The sequence below is a fragment of the Burkholderia sp. MSh2 genome, from assembly GCF_000731655.1.
In the GTDB taxonomy this organism is placed as follows: Bacteria; Pseudomonadota; Gammaproteobacteria; order Burkholderiales; family Burkholderiaceae; genus Burkholderia; species Burkholderia paludis.
Window position 1 is genome coordinate 127,091 of sequence record NZ_JPGM01000029.1, and the last position, 20,808, is coordinate 147,898.

Below are 20,808 nucleotides of genomic sequence, written 5' to 3' on the forward strand. Positions count from 1 at the left end.
GGGATCGAGATTCTCACTATAGTACCGATTCCCGTCCAGCGTGCGTTGCCGGCCGCACGCGGGCCATCCTTCTCACCTGGAGGTGCGCGGCCCGTTGCCGGGCCGCCGCGCAATACGCATGACGCTATCCGACTCCCGCAGGAATGCGGTCGCGCTCGCGGCCGTCTGTCTCACGTCGCTGATGTTCGGCCTCGAAATCTCGAGCGTGCCGGTGATCCTGCCGACGCTCGAACACGTGCTGCATGGCGATTTCAACGGCATGCAGTGGATCATGAACGCGTACACGATCGCATGCACGACCGTGCTGATGGCGGCCGGCACGCTCGCCGACCGGTTCGGCCGCAAGCGCGTGTACGTGATCGGCACCGTGCTGTTCGGCGCGACGTCGCTGCTGTGCGGGCTCGCGCCGAACGTGCCGGTGCTCGTCGCGGGGCGGCTGCTGCAGGGCGCCAGCGGCGGCGCGATGCTGATCTGCCAGATTGCCGTTCTGTCGCACCAGTTCCGCGAGGGCCGCGAGCGCGGCCGCGCGTTCGGGATCTGGGGGATCGTGTTCGGCATCGGGCTCGGTTTCGGGCCGATCGTCGGCGGCGCGATCGTCGCGCTGGCGAGCTGGCCGTGGGTGTTTCTCGTGCACGCGCCGCTCGCGGCCGTCGCGCTCGCGCTGATCGGCGGCGCGGTGCGGGAATCGCGCGATCCGCATGCGGGCAAGCTCGACGTGGCGGGCATCGTCACGTTGTCGCTCGCGGTGCTCGGCCTGGCGTTCTACATCACGCAAAGCGCCGAACTCGGGCTGACCAGCGCCGCCGGGCTCGGCGTGCTGGGCGCGACCGTGCTGGCGCTGGCCGGCTTCATCGTCGCGGAACGCGCCAGCGCGCGGCCGATGTTCGACTTCTCGGTGTTCCGGATCCGCGCGTTCACCGGGGCGATCTTCGGCTCGATGGGCATGAACTTCAGCTTCTGGCCGTTCATGATCTACCTGCCGATCTGGTTCCAGGTCGCGCTCGGCTACGACAGCGTGACGGCCGGCCTCGCATTGCTCGCGTACACGCTGCCGACGCTGGTCGTGCCGCCGGTCGGCGAGCGGCTCGTGCTGCGCTACGGGCCGGGCGTCGTGATTCCGGGCGGCCTGTTCACCATCGCGGCCGGTTTCGCGCTGATGCGGCTCGGCAGCGCGGCGGAGCACGCGAGCTGGCTGACCATGCTGCCGGGTTGCGTGATCGCCGGCATCGGCCTCGGGCTGACGAACACGCCCGTCACCAACACGACGACGGGCGCGGTGCCGAGCGCGCGGGCCGGGATGGCGTCGGGCATCGACATGAGCGCGCGGATGATCTCGCTTGCGCTGAACATCGCGGCGATGGGCTTCGTGCTGGTCGCGGGGATCGTCGCGAGCCTGAAGGCCGGCGTCGCGGGCGCGATCGGCGATGCGGCGTTGCGCACGCTCGCGCAGGAGATCGCGTCGGGCCGCGTCGACGGGCTGCAGGCCATCGCGCCGGCGCTCGCGCAGGCCGATCCGACCGGCGCGGCGCTGCACGCGGCGCTCGTGCACGGATTCGGCTGGGTGATGGTGTACGGCGCGGCGGGGGTGGCCGTGCTCGCGGCCGCGAGCGCGGTGGCGTTCGCGCCGGCGCGGCGCGAGGCGGCCGTGTGCGAATGACGCCGGGCGCGGCCGGCCCGGCGCCCACGCCGGTCAGGACATCCCGCCGCCGAGCGCGCGGTACAGCGTCATCTGGTTGTTGAGCCGGTTCAGGCGCGTCTGTTCGTCGGCGCCTTGCGCGTCGCGCAGCCGCTGTTGCTGGTCGAGCCACGGCTGCACGGCGGTCGCGCCGGCCGCGAACCGCGCGGCGGCCAGCCGCTCGGCGCGCTGCGCCTGGGCCAGCGACAGCGCGCGCTGCTCGGCCTCGCGTTCGAGCTGCACGCGTGCCGACAGTGCGTTCTCGACTTCCGCGAGCGCCGTATAGAGCTTCTGGCGGAACCCGACGACGGCCTCCTCGTACTGCGTCTTCGATACCTTGACCTGCAGTTGCATCGTGTTCCACTGGATGAACGGCAGCGCCAGGCCGAGCCCGAGCGTGCCGACCGGATTCGCGAGCACGCGCTCGAGGCTCGTGCTCGACGTGCCGGCCTGGCCGGTCAGCGTGAAGGTCGGATAGAAGCTCGTGCGCGTGGCGTCGACCTGCGCGAGCGACTCGCGCAGCCGGAACTCCGCCGCGCGCAGGTCGGGGCGCCGGCCCAGCAGGCTGGCCGGCAAATCGGCCGCCACGTCGGGCGGCGCCGCGTCGGGCAGCGCCGCCGGCTCGGCCGCGCGCTGCTGCGGCGGCCGGTCGAACAGGATCGCGAGCGCGTGGCGGCTCTCGGTGCGCTGCTGGATCAGCTGCGTCTGGGCGGCGCGTTGCGCGGCGAGGCTCTGTTCCGCCTGCGCGAGATCGAGCCCCGACACGGCGCCGGCCGAGTGCCGCGACCGGACGATGGCGAGCGTGCGCTCCGCATACGCGATGTTCGCGTCGCCGAGCGCGATCTGCCGGTTCAGATAGCCGAGCCGCCAGTACAGCGACGCGGTCGTGCCGATCAGCGACAGCCGCGCGGCTTCGAGATCGGCGGCCGTCGCGTCGGCTTCCCAGCGCGCGGCATCGCGCAGCGCGGCCAGCCGGCCCCACAGGTCGATTTCGTAGCTGAGCGAACCGTTCACGCCGCTCGAGCGGCTCATCTGGTGCGTATCCAGCGTGCGCGACACGGCGCCGTTCGCGCCGACCGTCACGCTGGGCGTCAGGTTCGTATCGGCCAGCCCGGCCTGCAGTTGCGCGCGATACACGCGGATCGCCGCGATCGCGAGGTCGTTGTTGGCGCGCAGCGCGTCGTCGATCAGCGCGTCGAGTTGCGGATCGCCGAAGCTGCGCCACCAGTCGCGCGTCGCGGCCGGCGCGCCGGCCGCGACCGGCGCCGCCCAGTTCGCGGGCATCGCGACGGCGGGCAGCGGGGCATGGCGCGCGCCCGTGCAGCCGGCCAGCAGCGCGGCCGCGCATGCGAGTGCGCCCAGGCGGTGAAGCGGTGAGGTGTACGTCATGGCAGTCTTTCGTCAGTCGCGCGCGAGCGCATCGATCGGATCGAGCCGCGACGCATTGCGCGCGGGCATGAAGCCGAAAATCACACCGGTGAGCGTCGAGCAGACGAACGCGGTGACGATCGCGCCGGCCGAGAACACCATCTTCCATTGCGCGACGAACATCGAGAACACCGCACCGAGGCCGAACGACAGCGCGATGCCGATCGTGCCGCCGAGCAGGCAGACCAGCACGGCCTCGACGAGAAACTGCTGCAGGATGTCGGACTGGCGCGCGCCGACGGCCATCCGGATGCCGATCTCGCGCGTACGCTCGGTGACCGACACGAGCATGATGTTCATCACGCCGATCCCGCCGACCACGAGCGAGATCACGGCGATCAGCGACAGCAGCAGCGTCAGCGACTGGCCGGTCTTCTCGACGGTCTTCACCACGCTGTCCATGTTGTACGTGAAGAAATCCTTGCGGCCGTGGCGCTGGGTCATCAGCTTCTCGAGGCTTTTCTCGGCGGCGGCGCTCGGCTGCCCGTCGCGCACGCGCACGGTGATGCTGTCGAGATGGCGCTGCCCGAACAGGCGCCCGCTCGCGGTCGTGTACGGCACCCACACGTTCAGGCTTTTCACGCTGCCGAACGCGCTCTTCTTGTCGGCCGTCACGCCGATCACGACGCACGGCACGTTGTCGACCAGGATCACCTCGCCGATCGGGTTGCGCGCCGCGCCGAACAGCTTGCGGCGCGTGTTCTGGTCGATCACGGCCACCTGCACCTGGCGGCGCACCGCGTCCTCGTCGAACGCTACGCCCAGCGCGAAGCGCATTCCGCGCGCCTGGAAGAAGCGGTCGCCGACGCCGCTCACGAGCGCGTTCACGTCGACGTTGCGATAGCGCAGCAGCAGCGTGCGCGACGTTTCGGGCGTCGCGCTGTCGACGTACGGCTGCTCGGCGAGCGCGGCGACGTCGGCGGGCACGAGCGTCTGGATCGCGTCGGCGCGGCTGTCGCCCCAGTCGGCGCCCGGATAGATGTTGATCGTGTTCGTGCCGATGCTGCCGATCTCGTCGAGCATGTAGCGCTTCGCGCCTTCGCCGATCGCGACGATCGATACGACCGACGTGATGCCGATGATGATGCCGAGCATCGTCAGCAGCGTGCGCAGCCGGTGCGACACGAGCGCGATCCACGCCATCCGGCACGCCTCGGCGAAGCGGCCGGTGCCGGCCGCGAAGCGCCGTGCGCGCGTGCCGGTGCCGGCGTCGCCGGGCGGCGGCGCGGCGTCGTGCGCGGATGCGGATACGGATGCAGATGCGGGTGCGGGTGCGGGTGCGGATGCGGATGCGGATGCGGGCGGCGTGCCGGCCGCCGCGTCGGGCGTGTGCGCCGCATCGATGCCGGCTTCCGCGAGCGCGTCGGCGTATTGGCGGTTCGGCCGGTCGGCGACGATCTCGCCGTCGCTGATCTCGATGATGCGCCGCGCGTGGCGCGCGACCGCCTTGTCGTGCGTGACGATCACGATCGTATGGCCGAGCGCGTTCAGCTCGTGCAGGATGCGGAGCACGTCCTGGCCGCTTTTCGTGTCGAGCGCGCCGGTCGGTTCGTCCGCGAGGATCACCTGGCCGCCGTTCATCAGCGCACGCGCGATGCTCACGCGCTGCTGCTGGCCGCCGGACAACTGCCCGGGCCGGTGGTGCGCGCGATCCGCGAGGCCGAGGCGCGCGAGCAGTTCGCGCGCGCGCTCGTGCCGCTCGGCGCGTGCGGTGCCCGCATAGATCGCGGGCATTTCGAGGTTTGCGACCGCATCGACGTGCGGCAGCAGGTGATAGCGCTGGAACACGAAGCCGAAGTGCTCGCGGCGCAGTTGCGCGAGCTCGTCGCTGTCGAGCATGTGCGTGTCGCGCCCGCCGACCGTGTAGGTGCCTTCGCTCGGATGGTCGAGGCAGCCGAGGATGTTCATCAGCGTCGACTTGCCGGAGCCCGACGCGCCGACGATCGCGACGATTTCGCCCGCGTGGATCGACAGGTTGACGTCGTTCAGCACGACGATGTCCTTGTCGCCGGCCGGAAAGCGTCGCGTGACGGCGGATAGTTTCAGCAGGGGCCGGCGCATCGTCATACCGCGTCCGCCAGCGGCGCATGCTCGTCCGCGGCCGCTTCGCCGATCACGACGCGCTCGCCGTCCTTCAGGCCGGCCAGCACTTCGACGCGCACGTTGTTGTTGATGCCGATGTGGATGCCGCGCGTTTCCGTGCTGCCGTCGGCGCGCAGCACGCGTACCGCGTAGGTGCCGTCCTTGTTCCGTTCGCCGAGCGCGGCGGCCGGGATGTTGAGCGCGTTGCGCGCGTTGCCGAGCACGATGCCGACTTGCGCGGTCATCGAGATGCGCAGCCGGTGCGCGGGGTTCGGCACTTCGAACAGCGCGTTGTAGAACACGGCGGCGTTCGGCTTCGCTCCGCCGCCCGCGCCGCCGCCGAGTGCGCCTTGCGCGTCGGCGTAATTCTGCGGCGCCGGTTCGATCGCGCGCAGCTTGCCGTAGTGGCGCCTGTCCGGTTCGCCGAGGATCGTGAAATACGCGGCCTGGCCGGCGCTGACGCGGATCACGTCGGCTTCGGACACCTGCGCCTTCACGGTCATCGTGTCGAGATCCGCGAGCTTCAGGATCACCGGCGCCTGCTGCTGGGCGATCACGGTCTGGCCTTCCTGCGTGACGATCGCGACGACCTCGCCGTCGATCGGCGCGACGATGCGCGTATAGCCGAGATTGGCCTGTGCGGTCTCGATCTGGATGCGGGCCGAGCGGATCTGCGCGGCGAGCGACGCGAGCGTCGCGCGCTGCACGTCGAGCGTGGCGCGTGCCGCCTCGAACTGCTCGCGCGACGTCGCGTCGTCGGGCAGCATCGCCTGCTGGCGACGGAACGCGAGTTCGGCCTGCGTGAGCTGCGCGGCGGTCGACCGATGTTGCGCGCGCAGGTTGTCTTCGCTGGCGCGTGCCTGGCGCAGCGCGTTTTCCGAAATCACGGGATCGATCTCGGCGAGCCACTGGCCCTTCGTGACCTTGTCGCCGAGCTTGACCTTCAGCGTCTTCAACTGCCCCGAGACCTGCGCGCCGACGTCGACCTGCCGGAAGGCCTGCAGCGCGCCGGTTGCGAGCACCGCGTTCTCGAGATCGCCGCGCGTGACGGGCGCGGACAGGTACTGCGGATGCTTGTCGGGCGCGCACGCCTTCAGCGTGACGCCGGCGGCGATGACGACAATGGCGGCGGTAGCCAGCGCGATGCGCCGGCGGCGATGGGTCTTCAGAGTCATGAGAACGCGGCGAGGATGAAGCGGTGCCGGCGATGCGTGCGGCCGGGCGGGACGATCCGGCCGGCGTCGCATGCCGGGCGCGTGGCCCGCGACAGTGCCCGCGTACGCATCGCGCGGGCGTGCCGGTTCGAATCAGTAGTCGATGTTAAGCGAAAATCTCGAGTCAAATCGTGTGGAAATTGTGCTGAATTGTGGCAGTCGAAATATTGAATCGAATATCGAGCGCTGCAATCGGTGAAATATAAGTGAAATGAGTAAGCGGGTTCAAGCGTGCGATGACGGTGGCAGCATGACCGACCTGTCGGCCGCCGGCGGGAGGATAGCGGTCTTTTCGGCTTTGCTGTAAGCGGGAAGTCGGAAAATGGTCAGTGTCACATGCGCTCGATCCTGGAAATCAGGTCGTTTCCAGAAATAAATCCTTCGACTCTTTCTCCGGATGGTAGGAATGTAGTCGGGGTTCCCTTGATATTGAGTTTATTTCCAAGTGAAATCAGATTTTTGATGTCGGGTTGACACGGTGTGCGAGAGGTGGTGATTTTTCCTTCTTTAAACCATTGTCTCCATGCCAGAGACGGGTTGTCGGAGCAGAGAATCGTTCTGGATTTTTCAACGGAATCTTTGGAAAGGATGGGGTACAAAAAAATGTGGATGGTCGAATCGGGAATTTTGTCTAACTCGAAGCTCATGTTTTTGCAAAATGAGCAATTGGGATCGAAGAATGTGACGATTACTCGTTTGCCGTTTCCTTTTATGGTGGTTATTGCGTTATGAAATGGAAGGCTTGAAATATCTATGCTGTTGATTTCCTTGGATCGGATCTCTGTCAGGTCCTTCTGGCTGGAGGTGTTGATTATGTTTCCAATGACGATGTGTGCACCGGTTGGGTCGCTGTAGAAAATCCGGGTGTTGGCGATTACCTCATACAGGCCGGGTATCGGGGATTTTTCCACAGTATCTATCTTCAATTCTGGAATTTTTGCTTGCAGAATTTTCTTTAAATCTCCTTCATCGTGGGTTGCGAATGACTTTCCGTGAGTGGCAGCAAGGACGATGGCCAAAAATGACGTGGCCAGTATTTTTGAATTTCCAGGCATGATGATCGAGTATCGTAATTCAATTAACCTTGTGGAGGATGGTTTGTGGGTTTTTTGGCCGCACGGACGTTTGTGTGATAGTTGAGTTTGTCTGTTTTTCTATTACTCCATTCGCAACGAATTTTTCAAGTCGTTGATAGAGAAAGATATCGCCCGGGAACTGTTGATGTCCGGCTTGGAGGTTTGCCATGATACGGAGCACTAGTGACGGCGAGCGCTCCCAGTCTGTTGCCATGGCATTGATGATGTGCTCGTCAAAACTTGATGATGTGAAGGGCTGTATTTTTCCGTCAGGGCCGATTAATCTGAAGTCGGCGTTTTCGTGGAGCAGCACATTCCATTCATCTATGTACGAACTGATTTCTTTAGATCCAATTTTTACCGCTCTGTCAAGGGATTCGGAAAAATCCTCCGTAGTCGGATGTGCAAGATGATAGGGAGGGGAGGTGATCGAAATCATGAAAAATTGTTGTATTCTGAATGTGCTTATCCAGTTAAGAAAATTCGAATACTCTTCGGATGAGAGTGCGTCTATCCATGTGTAGATTTCAGCGGATTCATCGATAGTAATGATCGGGATGCGGGCTTCCGAATGATCGGGGGGGTAGCCAAAATTATCGATAAACCATGTTGTGAGAGTCTGGGTGTTGCGATTTTTGAGGGGACCTAGGTGCCAGTCCCCGTTGATGAGAATGCATGATCCTGCGATGGCTTTGCTTCCCACAGCCGCTGAAACGACATCGAAGGCTGCCTTCGAAAAGGTTATGTGAAGTATTCTCGTGCACGCCTTTTCTGAGTTCATGAGTCTATCTCCGTGAAGTACATTTTTTCTAAATATGCGAAGTGATGGCCGATGAAGTGGTTGTTTCGTCTCAAGTAAGTGGGGACTGGTTATTAATGATGGGCGGCGTTTTGTGAATCGGTGTTCTCGTGGCGAAGCGGCGAATTATTTATACGAGGCATCCGCTTACCATCGGCCACCATCCATTCGATCGATTGCATCTATTTAAGCAATCTGCACATTTCGTCATTCCGGAGCTGTTTCCCGGTCTGCTGCCGTATCGCTGAATGCACATCGTGTAGGAGATCGAGCAATTTGTGAATGCTCGTTGATTGGGGCTGTTTGGCCCTTCCAGAATCCTGTTGGCAAGCCCGTCGGCCGTGGCGATGCCGGGATGGAGCAGGGTAAGAGTCATGCCGAGCACGACTGCGGTCGATCGGATAAATTTCCCTGAAAGGATTCGTTGCTTGATGTTCATCGCGATTTCCTTTTCGGATGGTTGAGAGAATCAATGCTTTGTTTTGATGAGCTGGATTTGTATCAATTAATTATTGACAGTCCTAATTTTGTGATTTTTGTGTTTGTTAGGTTAGTTTAATGTTGGCGTATTTTCAATTAACTATTTTTTAGAGATAAATAAATTGTTTCGGAATGTCATAATGTTAAATTTGTGAAATCGAATGGAGATTCATCCGATGGTTGCCTTTTGCGAGTGGGCGTCGCGAAGCATGAGGAGGCGGGAACAAACCCTCAGGTACCCGGGTGGCAAATGAAGGGGCCTGGCTTCAATGGGCGCGTGTCGGCTCGCCTTCGGCAGGCATTCCGAGGCCCCGGCAGGCCTGCGGGAGAATCGTTGCCGTAACGTCGACCGTCGGCAAAACAGGCGCGATTTCGCGTTTGCTACGGCGAATTCAGCGGGGCCGCCACCTGAGTGGCGGCAAGGGTGTCTGGCGACACGGTATTTGCGCGATCGTGGGGGGCTTACCGGTGACGTGCGTCGATCCTGCGTTGCGTATCGCCGTCGACGATTTCGCGGATCGCGCTGAACAGCGGCGCGGCGTCGGTATGGCGGCGGCCGTAGCCGAGATTGAACGCGTAGTCGAAATCGGGCGGATTGCTGCCCTGGTTGTGCTGCAGGATCGTTTCCAGCTTGTCGAGCGCCTTCGTCGCGCGTGCCTCCGGCGACGCGGCCGCTTCGTACTCGTCCCACAGCGCGACGATCTCGTCGCGCAGCGGTCGATCGAGCGATGCCGTCAGCGTCAGCAGGTCGTCGCGTTCGTGCGCGCTTTTGTCGGGATGCGCAGCTTGCTCGATCGCGGGGATGTCGCCGTGCAGCGCTTCGCCGAGATCGTGGACGACGCAGAGTTTCAGCAGCTTCAGCGTGTCGATGCCGGGCAGCGCGTCGGCGAACACGAGCGCCATCAGGCACAGCCGCCAGCTGTGCTCGGCCGTGCTTTCCGCGCGCCCGGCCGATGTGTGGCCGCTGCGCAGCACATCCTTCAGGCGTTCGGCTTCGCGCAGAAAATCGAGCCGCGCGTGGAGCGTATCGGGGGTCATGGTGGGTGTCCTTGCGATGGGCCGTCAAGCGTACTGCGGCCGCGCGCGGCTCGTCCACGCATGAAATATGCGCGGCGGCCGGCGTGCGTCGGCGTGCCGCTATTTCAGCGAGAGCCCGGCCCAGCAGAACAGCGCGAAGAAGCCGGCCTGGAGCAGGACGACCAGGCCGAAGATGCGGGGGTGGTGGCGGCGCGCCACGCGCCTGCCGCCGGCGTTCGCCACACCCGAGCGAAGCGCGATCAGCACGGCGGCGCCCGTGTAGAGCATGAACGAGACGATCACGAGTTCCCGGACAACGAGTCGCAACATAGGACTTATCTCCTCGGGGTGCCGCCGTTCACGGCGGCGTCTTTCGCATGATGCGCCGCGCGTGGCGGAGTGCGCGGCACCGTCGGCTGCAGGCGCTTCGTCGCGACGCGTTGCTCACGCGTCCTGGAGTGTTTCCACGAGCCGGGCGGCCGAGCCGTCCGACAGCGTCATCCGTGTCCACCGGCACCGGCTGCCGCGAATCGGCACGACGCGCGATGCATTGGTGCCGGTGTCGAACTCGACGCTCGGCGGTCCGGCGCGGTCATGCCAGCCGAGCGTGTCGAGCGCGGCTTCCATGCGCGCGATTTCCGGCGTCGCGTAGCGCCACAGCGACGTGCCGAGCAGCATCGGCAGCGGTTGCGAGAACTCGGCCGCGCGCGCGGGCGAACTCGCGAGCAGGCGGTGCGTGAGGTCGCACACGAGATGCATGCGGCCCGCGCTGCCCGCGACCAGCCGCGCAAGCGCGCGGTCGCCCGCCGAATCGAGGCGCGCGGAGAGCAGCCGCTCGGCCGTCGCGCGCTCGTCGGGCGACATCTGCTGGACGCCGGCTTCCCAGCGGGAGATCGTCGATTGTGCGACGCCGAACAGTTCGGCCGCATGGCTTTGCTTGACGCGGTGCAGCGCGCGCCAGCGCTTGAGTTGCGGTCCGAGCGCCGGGGCGTGAAGCGGTGAGGCGGGCATGGCGGTGCTCCGTTCGGGGTGGGTGTCGCGTTGGCGCCGGCATGCGATCGATCCGGTCATGGTGCGGCCCGTCTCTTGCGCGGTCCGGCTTCTGACGCCCTCGTAGCGGGATTCTGGCGCATCCGCCCAGGGTTGTCGAACGGGAAGTCTGCCGTGGCAGCGTTGCCGGTCCCGCGCCTTCCGGCGCGTGCCGCGACGCCCCGGCCCGCCGACAACGTTTTCGTCGCGCTTTGAAGCATCGCCGCCATATCTTATGATTCGGCCGGTGCGGACCCGTACCGGCCGCCATCGGTCATGTCGAGGCATGACGCGCCGGTACGAATTACCGCCCGTCGGCCGGCGCGTCGTGCGATGCGCGGTCGAAACGACAGGACACGCGTGGCCAGCGCGTTTCCCGAAAAATGACGAGAGGGCACGATGGTACGACTGGTCTTGCTGATGCCGGGCATCGAATACCTGCGCACCCGCTGGCGCGGGCTGGCCTTGCCGGGCCGGGTGCGGGCCGTCGCGGGCGTCGCGGGCGTCGCGATCTGCGTCGACGCGCTCGACGGCGTGCTGCATTTTCCGATCCGGATCTTTGCGTGGCTGTTCCAGCCCGACCACGCGACCGGGTCGAACGCATGGCGCCCGTCGACCGTGCGCGTGCGGAGCCGCCACTACGATCCGGCCAGGCTGCACGCATTCGGGTCGTCGTGCCGGCAGGACGCGACGTACAACCTCACGCACCGCAACTGCTCGAGCACCGTGTCGAACGCGCTCGAAGCCACGCTCGACGGCGCGATGTGGCGGCTGAAGGGCGCGCGTACCGGCTGGGGCGCGTTCGTGCGTCGGCTGGTCACGCCCGAGCCGCGGGTTGCCGCGCAGATCCGCAAGCGCGCGGTGACGATGGCGTGGACGCCCGGGCTCACGCTCGACCATGCGCGCGCGCCCGGCATGCTCGCCGACCCGCCGCCGTTCGCGTGGTGGAAGGTCGCGCGCTCGGCCATGAAGGCGATCATCGCGTCGCGCCGCGCCGCGCTTGGTGCGAACAGGGCAGTACGGCGCGGTCGCCCGGCGGATCGAAGGCCGCGCCGATGAAGTGAGCGTGTGCCGCCGGCCGAGGGCCCGGCGACGGTACCCATGACAAGAACCCACAAACGCAAACCACGATGAACAAGACACGCGTTATCCGCATCCTGATTCCCGCCGCACTGGCTCTGACGGGCGCCCGCCTCGCGCAGGCGAACGCCGACGAAGTGCCGCGCATGAGCAACGACGTGTACCGGACTTCGGTGTCGTTCTGCGCGAACGTCGAGGCCGCCGAGAAGATCGAGTGCCAGGGCGACATGATTGCCGCCGGCAGCCGGATCGTCGCGGCGATCGGCGGCCTGCCGCCGTCGTCCGCCACGTCGATCGACGAAGGCGCGCGCAGCAAGCTGCCGGCGGCGGAGCGCAAGGGGCTCGCGCCTGTCGAGCCGGGCGCGATCGACAAGGACGACGATCTCGCCGGTCTTGCCGGCATGGTGCGCCTGTGCGACGTGTACGAATCCGAACCGGCATCGCGCGCGCGGCATCATGCGGCGCTGAAGCAGCAGGCGCCGGATGCCGCGCCGCGCGTCGAGGCGTTGCTGGCCGATGCATCGACGGCGGCGCGCCAGCGCGTCAGCATCGGCGTGTGGCAGATCCTCGCGCTCGAAGGCCCCGAATCGGCCGCGCGCGCGTGCACGCAGCTGGGCACGGGATCGTGAGCGACGGCGTGCCGCCGGGATGGCGGCGCGCGTCGTGCGTGTGACGCGGCCCGTGGCGCGGCAGCGCGCCTGCGCCACGCGGAATCATTCGTCCACCTTCACATTCGTGCCACGTTGCATCGGCAACAATCGGGGGCAGACATTCGACAATCTTGCGGCGCATCCCGCGACCGCAAGTCTTTTCCGAGGAAACGCCATGCTGAAGACGCTCGCCCGCGCCGCCGCCGCACTCGCCGTCGCTTCCGTTTCGCTGCACGCCGCCGCACAGACCAGCTACGACTACCTGTTGCTCGCCGCATCGTGGGAGCCCGGCTTCTGCGCGTCGCACGACACGCCCGAATGCACGAACCTGGCCGGCACGTACGCGGCGACGAGCCTGTCGCTGCATGGCCTGTGGCCGAACAACTACGACGGCAACCAGCCGTTCTACTGCGGCGTGCCGCAGAACGACATCGACCTCGACAACGCGCACCAGTGGTGCAGCATGGACGCCTACCCGATCAGCAGCGCGACCCGCAACACGCTGTCGACGTACATGCCGGGCGTCGCGTCGTGCCTCGACAAGCATGAATGGTTCAAGCACGGCACCTGCTCGAACTCGGCATCGCCCGACGCGTACTGGAACCAGGCATCCGGCATGATCAGCCGGCTCGGCAACACGTCGTTCAACGCGTTCCTGCAGGCGAACGCGGGCAAGACGGTGACGCGCAACCAGTTGCTCGCCGCGTTCGAAGGCGCGTTCGGCAGCAATACGCGCAGCGCGGTGTCGCTGAAGTGCACGAAGACGAACGGCGTCAGCTACTTCAGCGAGGCGTGGATCGCGGTGAAGACCAATGCGACCGCGCAGTTTCCGAGCGCCGCGTCGCTCGTGACCGACGGCAACACGCAGGGCACGTGCCCGACGTCGGGCGTGTATATCGCGAAGTAACGCGGCGTACCTGCCGGGCCGGTGGCGGCATGCCGGCCCCGGCGCTCGCGCCGGGTCAGACGCGCTCCTCGAGCGTCCGGCGCGCGGCGCGCAGCACGTCGCCGCTGTCGAGCCGGGCCGGATGAAACCACGGCGCGAACCAGAACAGCCATGCCGGCGCGATGCGCGTGAACACGCCGGGATGCACGAACAGCCACCATTGCAGCCGCACCCATTCGCGCACGTTGCGCCGCTGCCGGTCGGCGGCGGCGAGACGGTAGATGAAATACGCGAGGTCGAGGACGAAATACACCGATACCGCGAGCATCGCGCCGCAGCGAATCAGGTAACGCCTGAGCGGGCGCGGCTCGACGGTGGCGAGGACGTCGAACGCGACCGCCTTGTGTTCCGTTTCCTCGACCGCATGCCAGCGCCAGATCGCGGCCATCGTCGGCTCGGCGCCGTCGAGTATCTCCGGATGCGTCAGCAACTGGTCGGCCAGGATCGCCGTGTAGTGTTCCAGGCAGGCCGTCAGCGCAAGGCGCGTGAGGGCCGGCATGGCCGCGAGGCTGGTCTGCTGGCGGCGCCGGATCAGCGCTTCGAGTGCATCGACCGGCGCGCCTTGCGCGGCGAGCCGCTGGTTGTAGGCGCGGTGCTCGCGAATGTGCGTCGCTTCCTGGTGAATGAAACCGGCAACGTCGTCCGCGAGCGGCGTGCCGGCGGGAATCTTGTCGCGGAAGTGGGCGACGCTGTCGATGAAGAACCGCTCGCCGAGCGGAAACATGATCGAGAACGCATCGAAGAAACGCGTGACGTGACACCAGCCGCGGTACCAGTACCGGGGAACGGCGTCGTCGAGCGGAAAACGCAGGTCGCGTCGTGGAATCGGGGGCGACGCCGGGCGGGCGTCGGGCGTGCGCGAGCGCCGGAACGGAAATTTCATGTCGGATCGGTGGCCGGGCGTGTCAGGCGCTTGCTCCATCGGATGCCCGGCTGTTCCAGATAACGGTACGAGAGGGTAGCCGCCAGCGCGATCGCGCCGAGCGAGCCGATCGCGGTCGCGGCCAGTCGCGGCCATCCGGCGTGCGCGAGGCCGCCGGTGCGCCACAGGATTTCGTCGGCGACGAGCAGCACCGGAAGGTGGCAGAGGTAGATCGAATAGGCGCGCTCGCCGATCCAGTCCAGCATGGCGTAGGGCCGGCCGCGGCGACGGGTGTCGTCGTCGCGCTCGCCGGCGGTTGCCAGCCATACGAGGCCGGCGGCGGCCAGCGCGAGGATCGCGAGCGGATCGCCGGGCGAGATCGACGGCGCGCCGACGAGCAGGGCCAGCAATACGATCCCGGCAGGGGCCACGAGGCGCCGGGCGGCGAGCCAGGCGGCCACGCGGCGCGATGCGTGGCTGCGGTGCAGCGCATACACGCCCGCACCGAGCACGAGCGCGTCGATACGCGTGAACCAGCGCAGGTCGAACGCGTGGCCGGGCTGCGTGTTGAGCAGCACGACACCGGCCAGCGCCACGACCAGCACCGTGCGCAGGCGGATCGCGAGCAGCGCCGTCGCGAGTACGAGATAGAACTGTTCTTCGAGCGACAGGCTCCAGTAGATCGACGTCAACTGCGGCAATCCGCATCGGGCCGCGGCACCGTCCGCATGGCAGCCGGCCCAGAAGATATTCGCATAGCCGAATGCGCCGGCGGCCGTGCCGCGCAGTTGCGCGGTCAGGTCGACGGGGCCCAGGGCCGTCAGCACGGAGCCCAGCGCGAGGCCGACGGCCAGCCATGTCCATGCGGCCGGCAGCAGCCGGCCCGCGCGCCTGATCCAGAACGCACGCCAGTCGGCCGCATCGATGCGGCCGTTGGCGCGGCCGGCCAGCAGCGAGCGGCTGATCACGAAGCCCGAGATCGCGAAGAACAGGTCGACTCCGCCCCACAGCGACAGGCGATCGGCGACGGTGCCGTCCGGCAGCGCGAGCAGGTAGTGCTGCATCAGCACGAGCAGGATCGCGACGCCGCGCAGCATCTGGATGCCGGGCAGCCGCGGCAGGGCGGATGCGCGATGCGGTTCCGCGGTTCGTGGTTGCGGGTCCGGCAGGGGCGCGAGGGGCCGCGTTCGGAGCGCGTCGGCGGCTTCGGCGGGCCGGGCGGCTTCGGCCGCGGATGGCCCGGATGACGGAACGTGCCGCCCGGTCATCGTGCGGCCGCGCCACAGCAGCGCGACGAGGTCGCGCGATGCCAGCTGCGGTTCGCCGTCGTCCACCGCGTTCGGCAACGCGTGCCACGGCACCGCCGGATTCCGGTGATGCTGCAGGTGCAGGTTGATGTGATACGGCCACACGAGTACGCGGCCGATCCAGCCCGTGCGCCATGAATACGTCCAGTCCGCCCAGCCCGGCGTCGCATGCGGGCCGCCGCTGTGCTCGGCCATGCTGCGGATTTTCTGCAGCAGCACCGACAGCGTGAGCAACGGCACGAACCATAGCGCGGCGACCAGCATGAGCGTGCGCGCGGAACAGGCCCACACGAGCAGTGCGACGATCGCCACCCAGACTGCCGCCGCCGCGTGGAACGGGCGGCCGAGCCGCATGTTCTGCCCACCCGCGCGACGGAACGCCGCCATGTTGCGCACCATGTTCAGCACGAACAGGTCGCCGAGGAACTGGCGCGCGAGCGGCGCCGCGCCGAGCGGCCGGAACCGCCACGGCTGGCCGTGATAGAGGAAGCGCCGCTCCGGGTCTTGCCCGGTGCCGAGATGGCGGTGATGCGCGAGATGCAGCGGCCGGTAGAACTCGACGGGCACGAGCCCCGGCACGCCGATCGCGAGGTTGATCAGGAAATCGTTGAGGCCGCGTCGGCGCGTGAGGTGATAGTGGGCCGCGTCGTGATACAGGATGAACAGCGCATGCTGTCGCGTCGCGACGACGAGCGCGGCGAGCGCATACGGGAGCCACGAGCCGAATGCGACAGCCACGCGGATCGCCACGACGATGCATGCCCATTCGAACAGCGCGGCCGCCGCCGTGCGCAGGTCGGCCTTCGCGCGCAGCAGCGCGAGCGTTGCCGCGCCGGCGGCGAGGCCGACCGCGCCGCCCCACGCGACATCCGCGATGCGATGCTGGCCGGTGGTCAGCACCGTCGCCGTCAGCAACGCGCTCCACGCGACGAACAGCAGCGCCGTGCGTTGCCGCAGCGCCAGCAGCACGAGCGCGATGGCGACCGGCAGCGCGACGTGCCCGCTCGGCGACGCGGCGAGCGGCGTATCGATCCGCTGCAGCCACGCGATCCAGCCGCTGTCGGCGGCCGGCCACGACACGGCGGTGGGCCGCAGCAGATGGCACACGAGGCACAGCCCCGTCGCGAGCGCGCCCGCGAAGAACGCGGGCAGCAGCCACGTGCGCCCGCGCCCGAGCCAGACGAGCGCGGGCATCACGAGCAGGTAGGTCAGATAGAGCGGCACCGTGCCGGGCACCAGCGGAATCGCGCGATCGAGCGCGCTGGCCGGAACGGTCGCGACCGGTCCGAGCGGCAGGTGCGTGACGAAGCGGTAGAGTGCGCCGGTGACGACGAGATAGACGACGAGGAGCAGCCATGGCCGGGCGATCGGCGCGACGTTCGAATCCTGGCGGGAAAGGACGTGGGGCATGGCGGCGGCGGGTGGGTAACGGGCTATCATAGCAAGCTGTTCAGTCTTGCAGGAGTACCCGATGGAGTTGCGTGCCACCGCCGTCGAGCGTGCGGCCCTGGGCCCCGACGACATCGACCGGATGTTCTCGCTGTATGCGGCGTCCTATTGCGACACGGGCCGCGCGCAGTTCGACCGCGACCTCGGCGACAAGACGCACTGCATCGTGCTGCGCGACGGCGGCGGCGCGATCCAGGGTTTCTCGACGCTCAAGCAGTACGACACGCACTGGCGCGACACGCCGATCCGCGTGATCTTTTCCGGCGATACGATCATCGATCCCGCCCACTGGGGCACGCAGCATCTCGCGTTCGCGTGGATCCGCCACGCGGGCGACGTGTGGCGGCAGGCGCCCGCCGTGCCGCTGTACTGGTTCCTGATCTGCAAGGGGCATCGCACCTATCGCTATCTGCGCGCGTTCGCGCGCGACTACGCGCCGCGCGCCGACAACCTGACCGCGCCGGCGACACAGGGCCTGATGGATTACCTGGCCGCGAGCCGCTACGGGCACGCGTACGATCCCGCCACCGGCCTGCTGTCGTTCGACACGCCGCAGGGCCGGCTCGCACCCGCGCTCGCGGAAGTGCCGGTCGCGCACCGGCGGCTCGCCGATGTCGACTATTTCCTCGCGCGCAACCCCGGCTATGCGCGCGGCGACGAACTCGTGTGCCTGTGCGAACTGTCGGCGTCGAACCTGCGGCCGCTCGCGCGCCGGCTGTTCGACGGCGCGTGAGCCGCATCCATGCGGATCCGTCTCGCGCAACCGGCCGACAACGCGCGCATCCTCGAATTCCAGGCCCGCCACGCGATGCAGGGCAGCCTGCCGCTGCGATTCGACCGTGCGCCGGACTACTTCGCGCTGCACCGCTGCCATGCGCGGCACCATGAGGTCTGGCTCGCGGAGGACGAGCGCGCGGCGCTGAAGGGGCTCGCGAGCCTCGTCGTGCGCGACGGCTATCTCGGCGAACGCGCACAGCCGGTCGCCTATCTCGGCGACCTGCGCCTGATGCCCGACCGGCGGCTCTCGCGCGAATGGACCGACTCGGTGCGCGAACGCTTCGCGGCGCTGCGCGCCGAAGCCGGCGTGCGGCACGCGTACTGCTGCATGATCCGCGACAACCGGCTCGCGGTGCAGTCGCTGGCGCGGTCGCGGCGCGAGAACCGGCTGCGCTTCTCGCACTGGCACGGCTACGAGAACGTATCGATCTATGCGCAGCGCGGGGTATCGTCCGCGCCGCGCCGCGCGGACGGCATCCGGATCGTCGACGCGCAGCCGCATCACGCGGATGCGCTGCGCGCGTTTCTCGATGCCGAGTCGCGCCGCCAGCCGTTCGGCGGCGTGTTCTCCGCGGACGAGTTCGCGCGGCGGCTCGATACGTGGCCGTCGTTCGGCATCGGCGCGTTCCTGCTGGCGCTCGACGCGCGCGGCAACCTGCACGGCTGCGTCGCGCCGTGGGATGCGGGGGCGATCAAGCGGATCGTGCTCGAGCGGCTGCCGTTGCCGTTGCAGGCGGTCCGCGCCGCGTTCAACGCGTGCGCGCCCGCGTTGCGCCGCCCGCGGATCGCGGCGCCCGGCGAGCCGTTGCGCGACGTCTACCTGACGCACCTGCAGGTGCGCGACCGCGTGCCGTCGGTGTTCGCCGCGCTGCTCGACGCCGCCTGGCTGCGCGTGCGCAAGCACCATGCGCTGATGCAGCTGTGCCTGTACGACGGCGATCCGCTCGGGCCGGCGCTCGCGCGCTATCGCGCCGCGCGTACGCCGATGGATCTCTACACGCTGTCGACCGGGGCGCCGGCCGAGCCGCTCGACGGCCTGCTGGCCGGCCGCGTGCCGGGTTTCGAGATCTACCTGGTCTGAGCGCGCGTGACGTGCAGCAGGTCGGCCAGCGCGAGCCAGAAACGGCCGGCGTCGAAGCCGAGCCCGCCGAGCACGGGCTGGCCGTGATCGAGCCGCGGCAGGCAGATCTGCGGCACGCCGGCCATCACCTGGTGTTCGAGATAGAACTGCCCGTCGTGCGCGCAGCCGGGACGATGGCCGTTCAGCCGCCCGTGATGCGAATCGAAGCGCGTGGACGCCTCGATCGACCAGCTCACGCCGTGCACGAGATGGAGATCGCGCGGCAATGCCGCGAGCATCGCGCCGACGCGCGGATCGCGGTGGCTGCTGATGTCGCGCGTGCCGGCGTCCGCCCAGCGCATGCGCAGCAGGCGCCGCGCGACGCGGTCGGGCCACGGCGCGGCCACGTGCGGCGGCACGCCGTGACGGAAGATCGTATCGACGATCGCAGAGGGGCCGCACGGCGGCTGCACGAGCGCCATGCCCGCGCAACGCGCGGCCAGCGCCGGATCGCCGACGAGCGCGGCGAGCGTGTCGATGCCGCCCTTGCTGTGCGCGAGCACGACGAATTCGTCATCGGCCGGCAACCGTGCGCGCAGGTACGCGCCGATCTGCGCGCCCTGCTCGAACACGCCGTAGGCGGAACGCACGGGCGCCGTCAGCACGCGATAGCCGGCCGCGCCGAGCGTTTGCCGCGCGCCGCGATTGCAGCCGGGCAGCCATTCGGAATAGAGCCCGGCGACGAGCACGACCGTCGTCGTCCGCGGCAGGCGGGCCATGCGTCGCGTCCAGCCGTCGATGAACGCGTCGGTGCGGTCGAGGGCCGGTTCGGCTCGCGCGAACGGCGTGGCCGGGTAGTGGCGGCGCCACGCGTCGAACCCGTCGGGCGTCCATGGCGCGTGCGTCATGCGGGCGATTCCGGTTCGGGCTCGGGTTCGGCGGCGGCCAGGTACGGTTCGAGCGCGGCGCGCGCCGCGCGCAGCGCCGCGTCGCTGTCGATCCGGTCGGGATGGAAGCGCGGCGAGAACCAGAACAGCCACATCGGCATCACGCGCGTGAAGATGCCCGGCGCGACGAACAGCCAGCGCAGCAGTTGCAGCCAGCCGCGCAGGTTGCGGGTCTGGCCGTCGACCGCGACGAGGCGATGCACGAAATGGATCAGGTCGATCACGAAGTAGACCGAGATCCCGAGCATCGCGCCGCAGCGCACGACGTAACGCCGTGCCGCATTCGGCATTGCCGCCGCGAACACGTCGAACGCGACCGCCTTGTGCTCGGTTTCCTCGATCGCATGCCAGCGCCACACGGCCGCCATCGTCGGATCGGCCCCTTCGAGGATCGCCGGGTCGCTCAGCAGGCGATGCGCGAGGATCGTCGTGTAGTGTTCGAGGCAGGCCGTCAGCGCGAGCCGCGTGACGGGCGACACCTGCCGCGCGGCATTGCGCTGACGCGCGTCGAGCAGCGCTTCGAGCGCGTCGACCGGCACGCGTTGCGACGCCAGGCGCGCGTTGTAGAGCCGGTGCACGCGGATATGCGACGCCTCCTGCCGCACGAACGCATCGACTTCGGCCGCGAGCGACGCATCGCCGCCGACGCGGTCGCGAAATGGCCGCACGCTTTCGATGAAGAAGCGCTCGCCGAGCGGGAACATCACGGAAAACGCGTCGAAGAAGCGCGTGACGTGGCACGCGCCGCGATACCAGAAGCGCGGGATGCGGTTGTCGATCGCGAAATGCACGTCGCGCGTCGGCATGCGGGACGCGGCGTCGGCGTCGGGGGCGGTGCGGCGGAACGGGCGCATGCTAGTTCGGCCCCGTCGGGGACGGGGCGTGGGCCGTTGCCGGCGGCTGACGCATCTGTTGTATCCTCCCGTGCAA

17 protein-coding genes and 1 pseudogene are annotated in these 20,808 nt (G+C 67.7%); 6 read left to right on the plus strand and 12 right to left on the minus strand.

Annotated elements, in window-relative coordinates; translation table 11 throughout:
- The first annotated feature begins 118 nt into the window (after positions 1-118).
- On the plus strand, positions 119-1,657 hold the full coding sequence (locus GQ57_RS19330) for an MFS transporter (RefSeq protein WP_034198744.1): 1,539 nt from the start codon (positions 119-121) through the stop codon (positions 1,655-1,657).
- A gap of 33 nt (positions 1,658-1,690) precedes the next feature.
- On the opposite strand, the gene GQ57_RS19335 is transcribed toward GQ57_RS19330, so the two are convergent.
- The 8 genes from GQ57_RS19335 to GQ57_RS19360 all read right to left on the minus strand — a co-directional run bounded on the left by GQ57_RS19335 (position 1,691) and on the right by GQ57_RS19360 (position 10,782).
- On the minus strand, positions 1,691-3,064 hold the full coding sequence (locus GQ57_RS19335; RefSeq protein WP_034198745.1) for an efflux transporter outer membrane subunit: 1,374 nt from the start codon (positions 3,062-3,064) through the stop codon (positions 1,691-1,693).
- A gap of 12 nt (positions 3,065-3,076) precedes the next feature.
- Complete coding sequence (locus GQ57_RS19340) at positions 3,077-5,164, minus strand: MacB family efflux pump subunit (RefSeq protein ID WP_034198746.1); 2,088 nt, start codon at positions 5,162-5,164, stop codon at positions 3,077-3,079.
- A gap of 2 nt (positions 5,165-5,166) precedes the next feature.
- Positions 5,167-6,354 carry an efflux RND transporter periplasmic adaptor subunit gene (locus GQ57_RS19345; RefSeq protein ID WP_200880667.1) on the minus strand — a complete coding sequence of 396 codons (1,188 nt, stop codon included), beginning with the start codon at positions 6,352-6,354 and terminating at the stop codon, positions 5,167-5,169.
- A 377-nt stretch (positions 6,355-6,731) separates the two neighbouring features.
- On the minus strand, positions 6,732-7,454 hold the full coding sequence (locus tag GQ57_RS39705; protein ID WP_081896709.1) for a DsbC family protein: 723 nt from the start codon (positions 7,452-7,454) through the stop codon (positions 6,732-6,734).
- Positions 7,455-7,473: 19 nt separating this feature from the next.
- On the minus strand, positions 7,474-8,256 hold the full coding sequence (locus GQ57_RS39710; RefSeq protein ID WP_081896710.1) for a DUF3658 domain-containing protein: 783 nt from the start codon (positions 8,254-8,256) through the stop codon (positions 7,474-7,476).
- Positions 8,257-9,216: 960 nt separating this feature from the next.
- Entirely contained in the window at positions 9,217-9,792 is a 576-nt protein-coding gene (locus GQ57_RS19350; RefSeq protein WP_034198748.1) for an HD domain-containing protein, read from the minus strand.
- A 99-nt stretch (positions 9,793-9,891) separates the two neighbouring features.
- On the minus strand, positions 9,892-10,101 hold the full coding sequence (locus GQ57_RS19355) for a hypothetical protein (protein WP_031398771.1): 210 nt from the start codon (positions 10,099-10,101) through the stop codon (positions 9,892-9,894).
- Positions 10,102-10,215: 114 nt separating this feature from the next.
- A complete protein-coding gene (locus GQ57_RS19360; protein ID WP_034198785.1) occupies positions 10,216-10,782 on the minus strand; it encodes a helix-turn-helix domain-containing protein in 567 nt (188 codons plus the stop codon).
- A 585-nt stretch (positions 10,783-11,367) separates the two neighbouring features.
- Between GQ57_RS19360 and GQ57_RS19365 the strand changes: the two are divergent.
- The 3 genes and pseudogenes from GQ57_RS19365 to GQ57_RS19375 all read left to right on the plus strand — a co-directional run.
- Positions 11,368-11,864: pseudogene (locus GQ57_RS19365) on the plus strand (DUF308 domain-containing protein); the annotation flags it as partial.
- A 66-nt stretch (positions 11,865-11,930) separates the two neighbouring features.
- Positions 11,931-12,509, plus strand: coding sequence for a hypothetical protein (locus GQ57_RS19370; RefSeq protein ID WP_031398774.1), 579 nt, complete (start codon positions 11,931-11,933; stop codon positions 12,507-12,509).
- 196 nt (positions 12,510-12,705) lie between these two features.
- Positions 12,706-13,437 carry a ribonuclease T2 gene (locus tag GQ57_RS19375; RefSeq protein WP_031398775.1) on the plus strand — a complete coding sequence of 244 codons (732 nt, stop codon included), beginning with the start codon at positions 12,706-12,708 and terminating at the stop codon, positions 13,435-13,437.
- A gap of 55 nt (positions 13,438-13,492) precedes the next feature.
- Here the strand turns inward: GQ57_RS19375 and GQ57_RS19380 are convergent, their stop codons facing one another.
- Both GQ57_RS19380 and GQ57_RS39715 read right to left on the minus strand, forming a co-directional pair.
- On the minus strand, positions 13,493-14,359 hold the full coding sequence (locus GQ57_RS19380) for a metal-dependent hydrolase (RefSeq protein WP_034198750.1): 867 nt from the start codon (positions 14,357-14,359) through the stop codon (positions 13,493-13,495).
- Positions 14,356-17,055: a fatty acid desaturase gene (locus GQ57_RS39715; RefSeq protein ID WP_081896712.1), complete on the minus strand. Its 2,700-nt coding sequence runs from the start codon at positions 17,053-17,055 to the stop codon at positions 14,356-14,358. Before GQ57_RS39715 ends, GQ57_RS19380 begins: the two co-directional genes overlap by 4 nt.
- A 61-nt stretch (positions 17,056-17,116) precedes the next feature.
- On the opposite strand from GQ57_RS39715, the gene GQ57_RS19390 reads away from it, so the two are divergent.
- Together GQ57_RS19390 and GQ57_RS19395 are read left to right on the plus strand one after the other, a co-directional pair.
- Positions 17,117-17,827: a hypothetical protein gene (locus tag GQ57_RS19390; RefSeq protein ID WP_031398778.1), complete on the plus strand. Its 711-nt coding sequence runs from the start codon at positions 17,117-17,119 to the stop codon at positions 17,825-17,827.
- Between the two features lie 9 nt (positions 17,828-17,836).
- Entirely contained in the window at positions 17,837-18,952 is a 1,116-nt protein-coding gene (locus GQ57_RS19395) for a hypothetical protein (RefSeq protein ID WP_034198751.1), read from the plus strand.
- Here GQ57_RS19395 and GQ57_RS19400 read toward each other — a convergent pair.
- On the minus strand, positions 18,940-19,839 hold the full coding sequence (locus GQ57_RS19400) for a hypothetical protein (RefSeq protein WP_034198752.1): 900 nt from the start codon (positions 19,837-19,839) through the stop codon (positions 18,940-18,942). The two genes, GQ57_RS19395 and GQ57_RS19400, sit on opposite strands and share 13 nt — an antisense overlap.
- Positions 19,836-20,732, minus strand: a complete 897-nt coding sequence (locus GQ57_RS19405; protein ID WP_034198753.1) for a metal-dependent hydrolase — start codon at positions 20,730-20,732, stop codon at positions 19,836-19,838. The genes GQ57_RS19400 and GQ57_RS19405 overlap by 4 nt, the downstream gene beginning before the upstream one ends.
- Positions 20,733-20,808 lie beyond the last annotated feature (76 nt).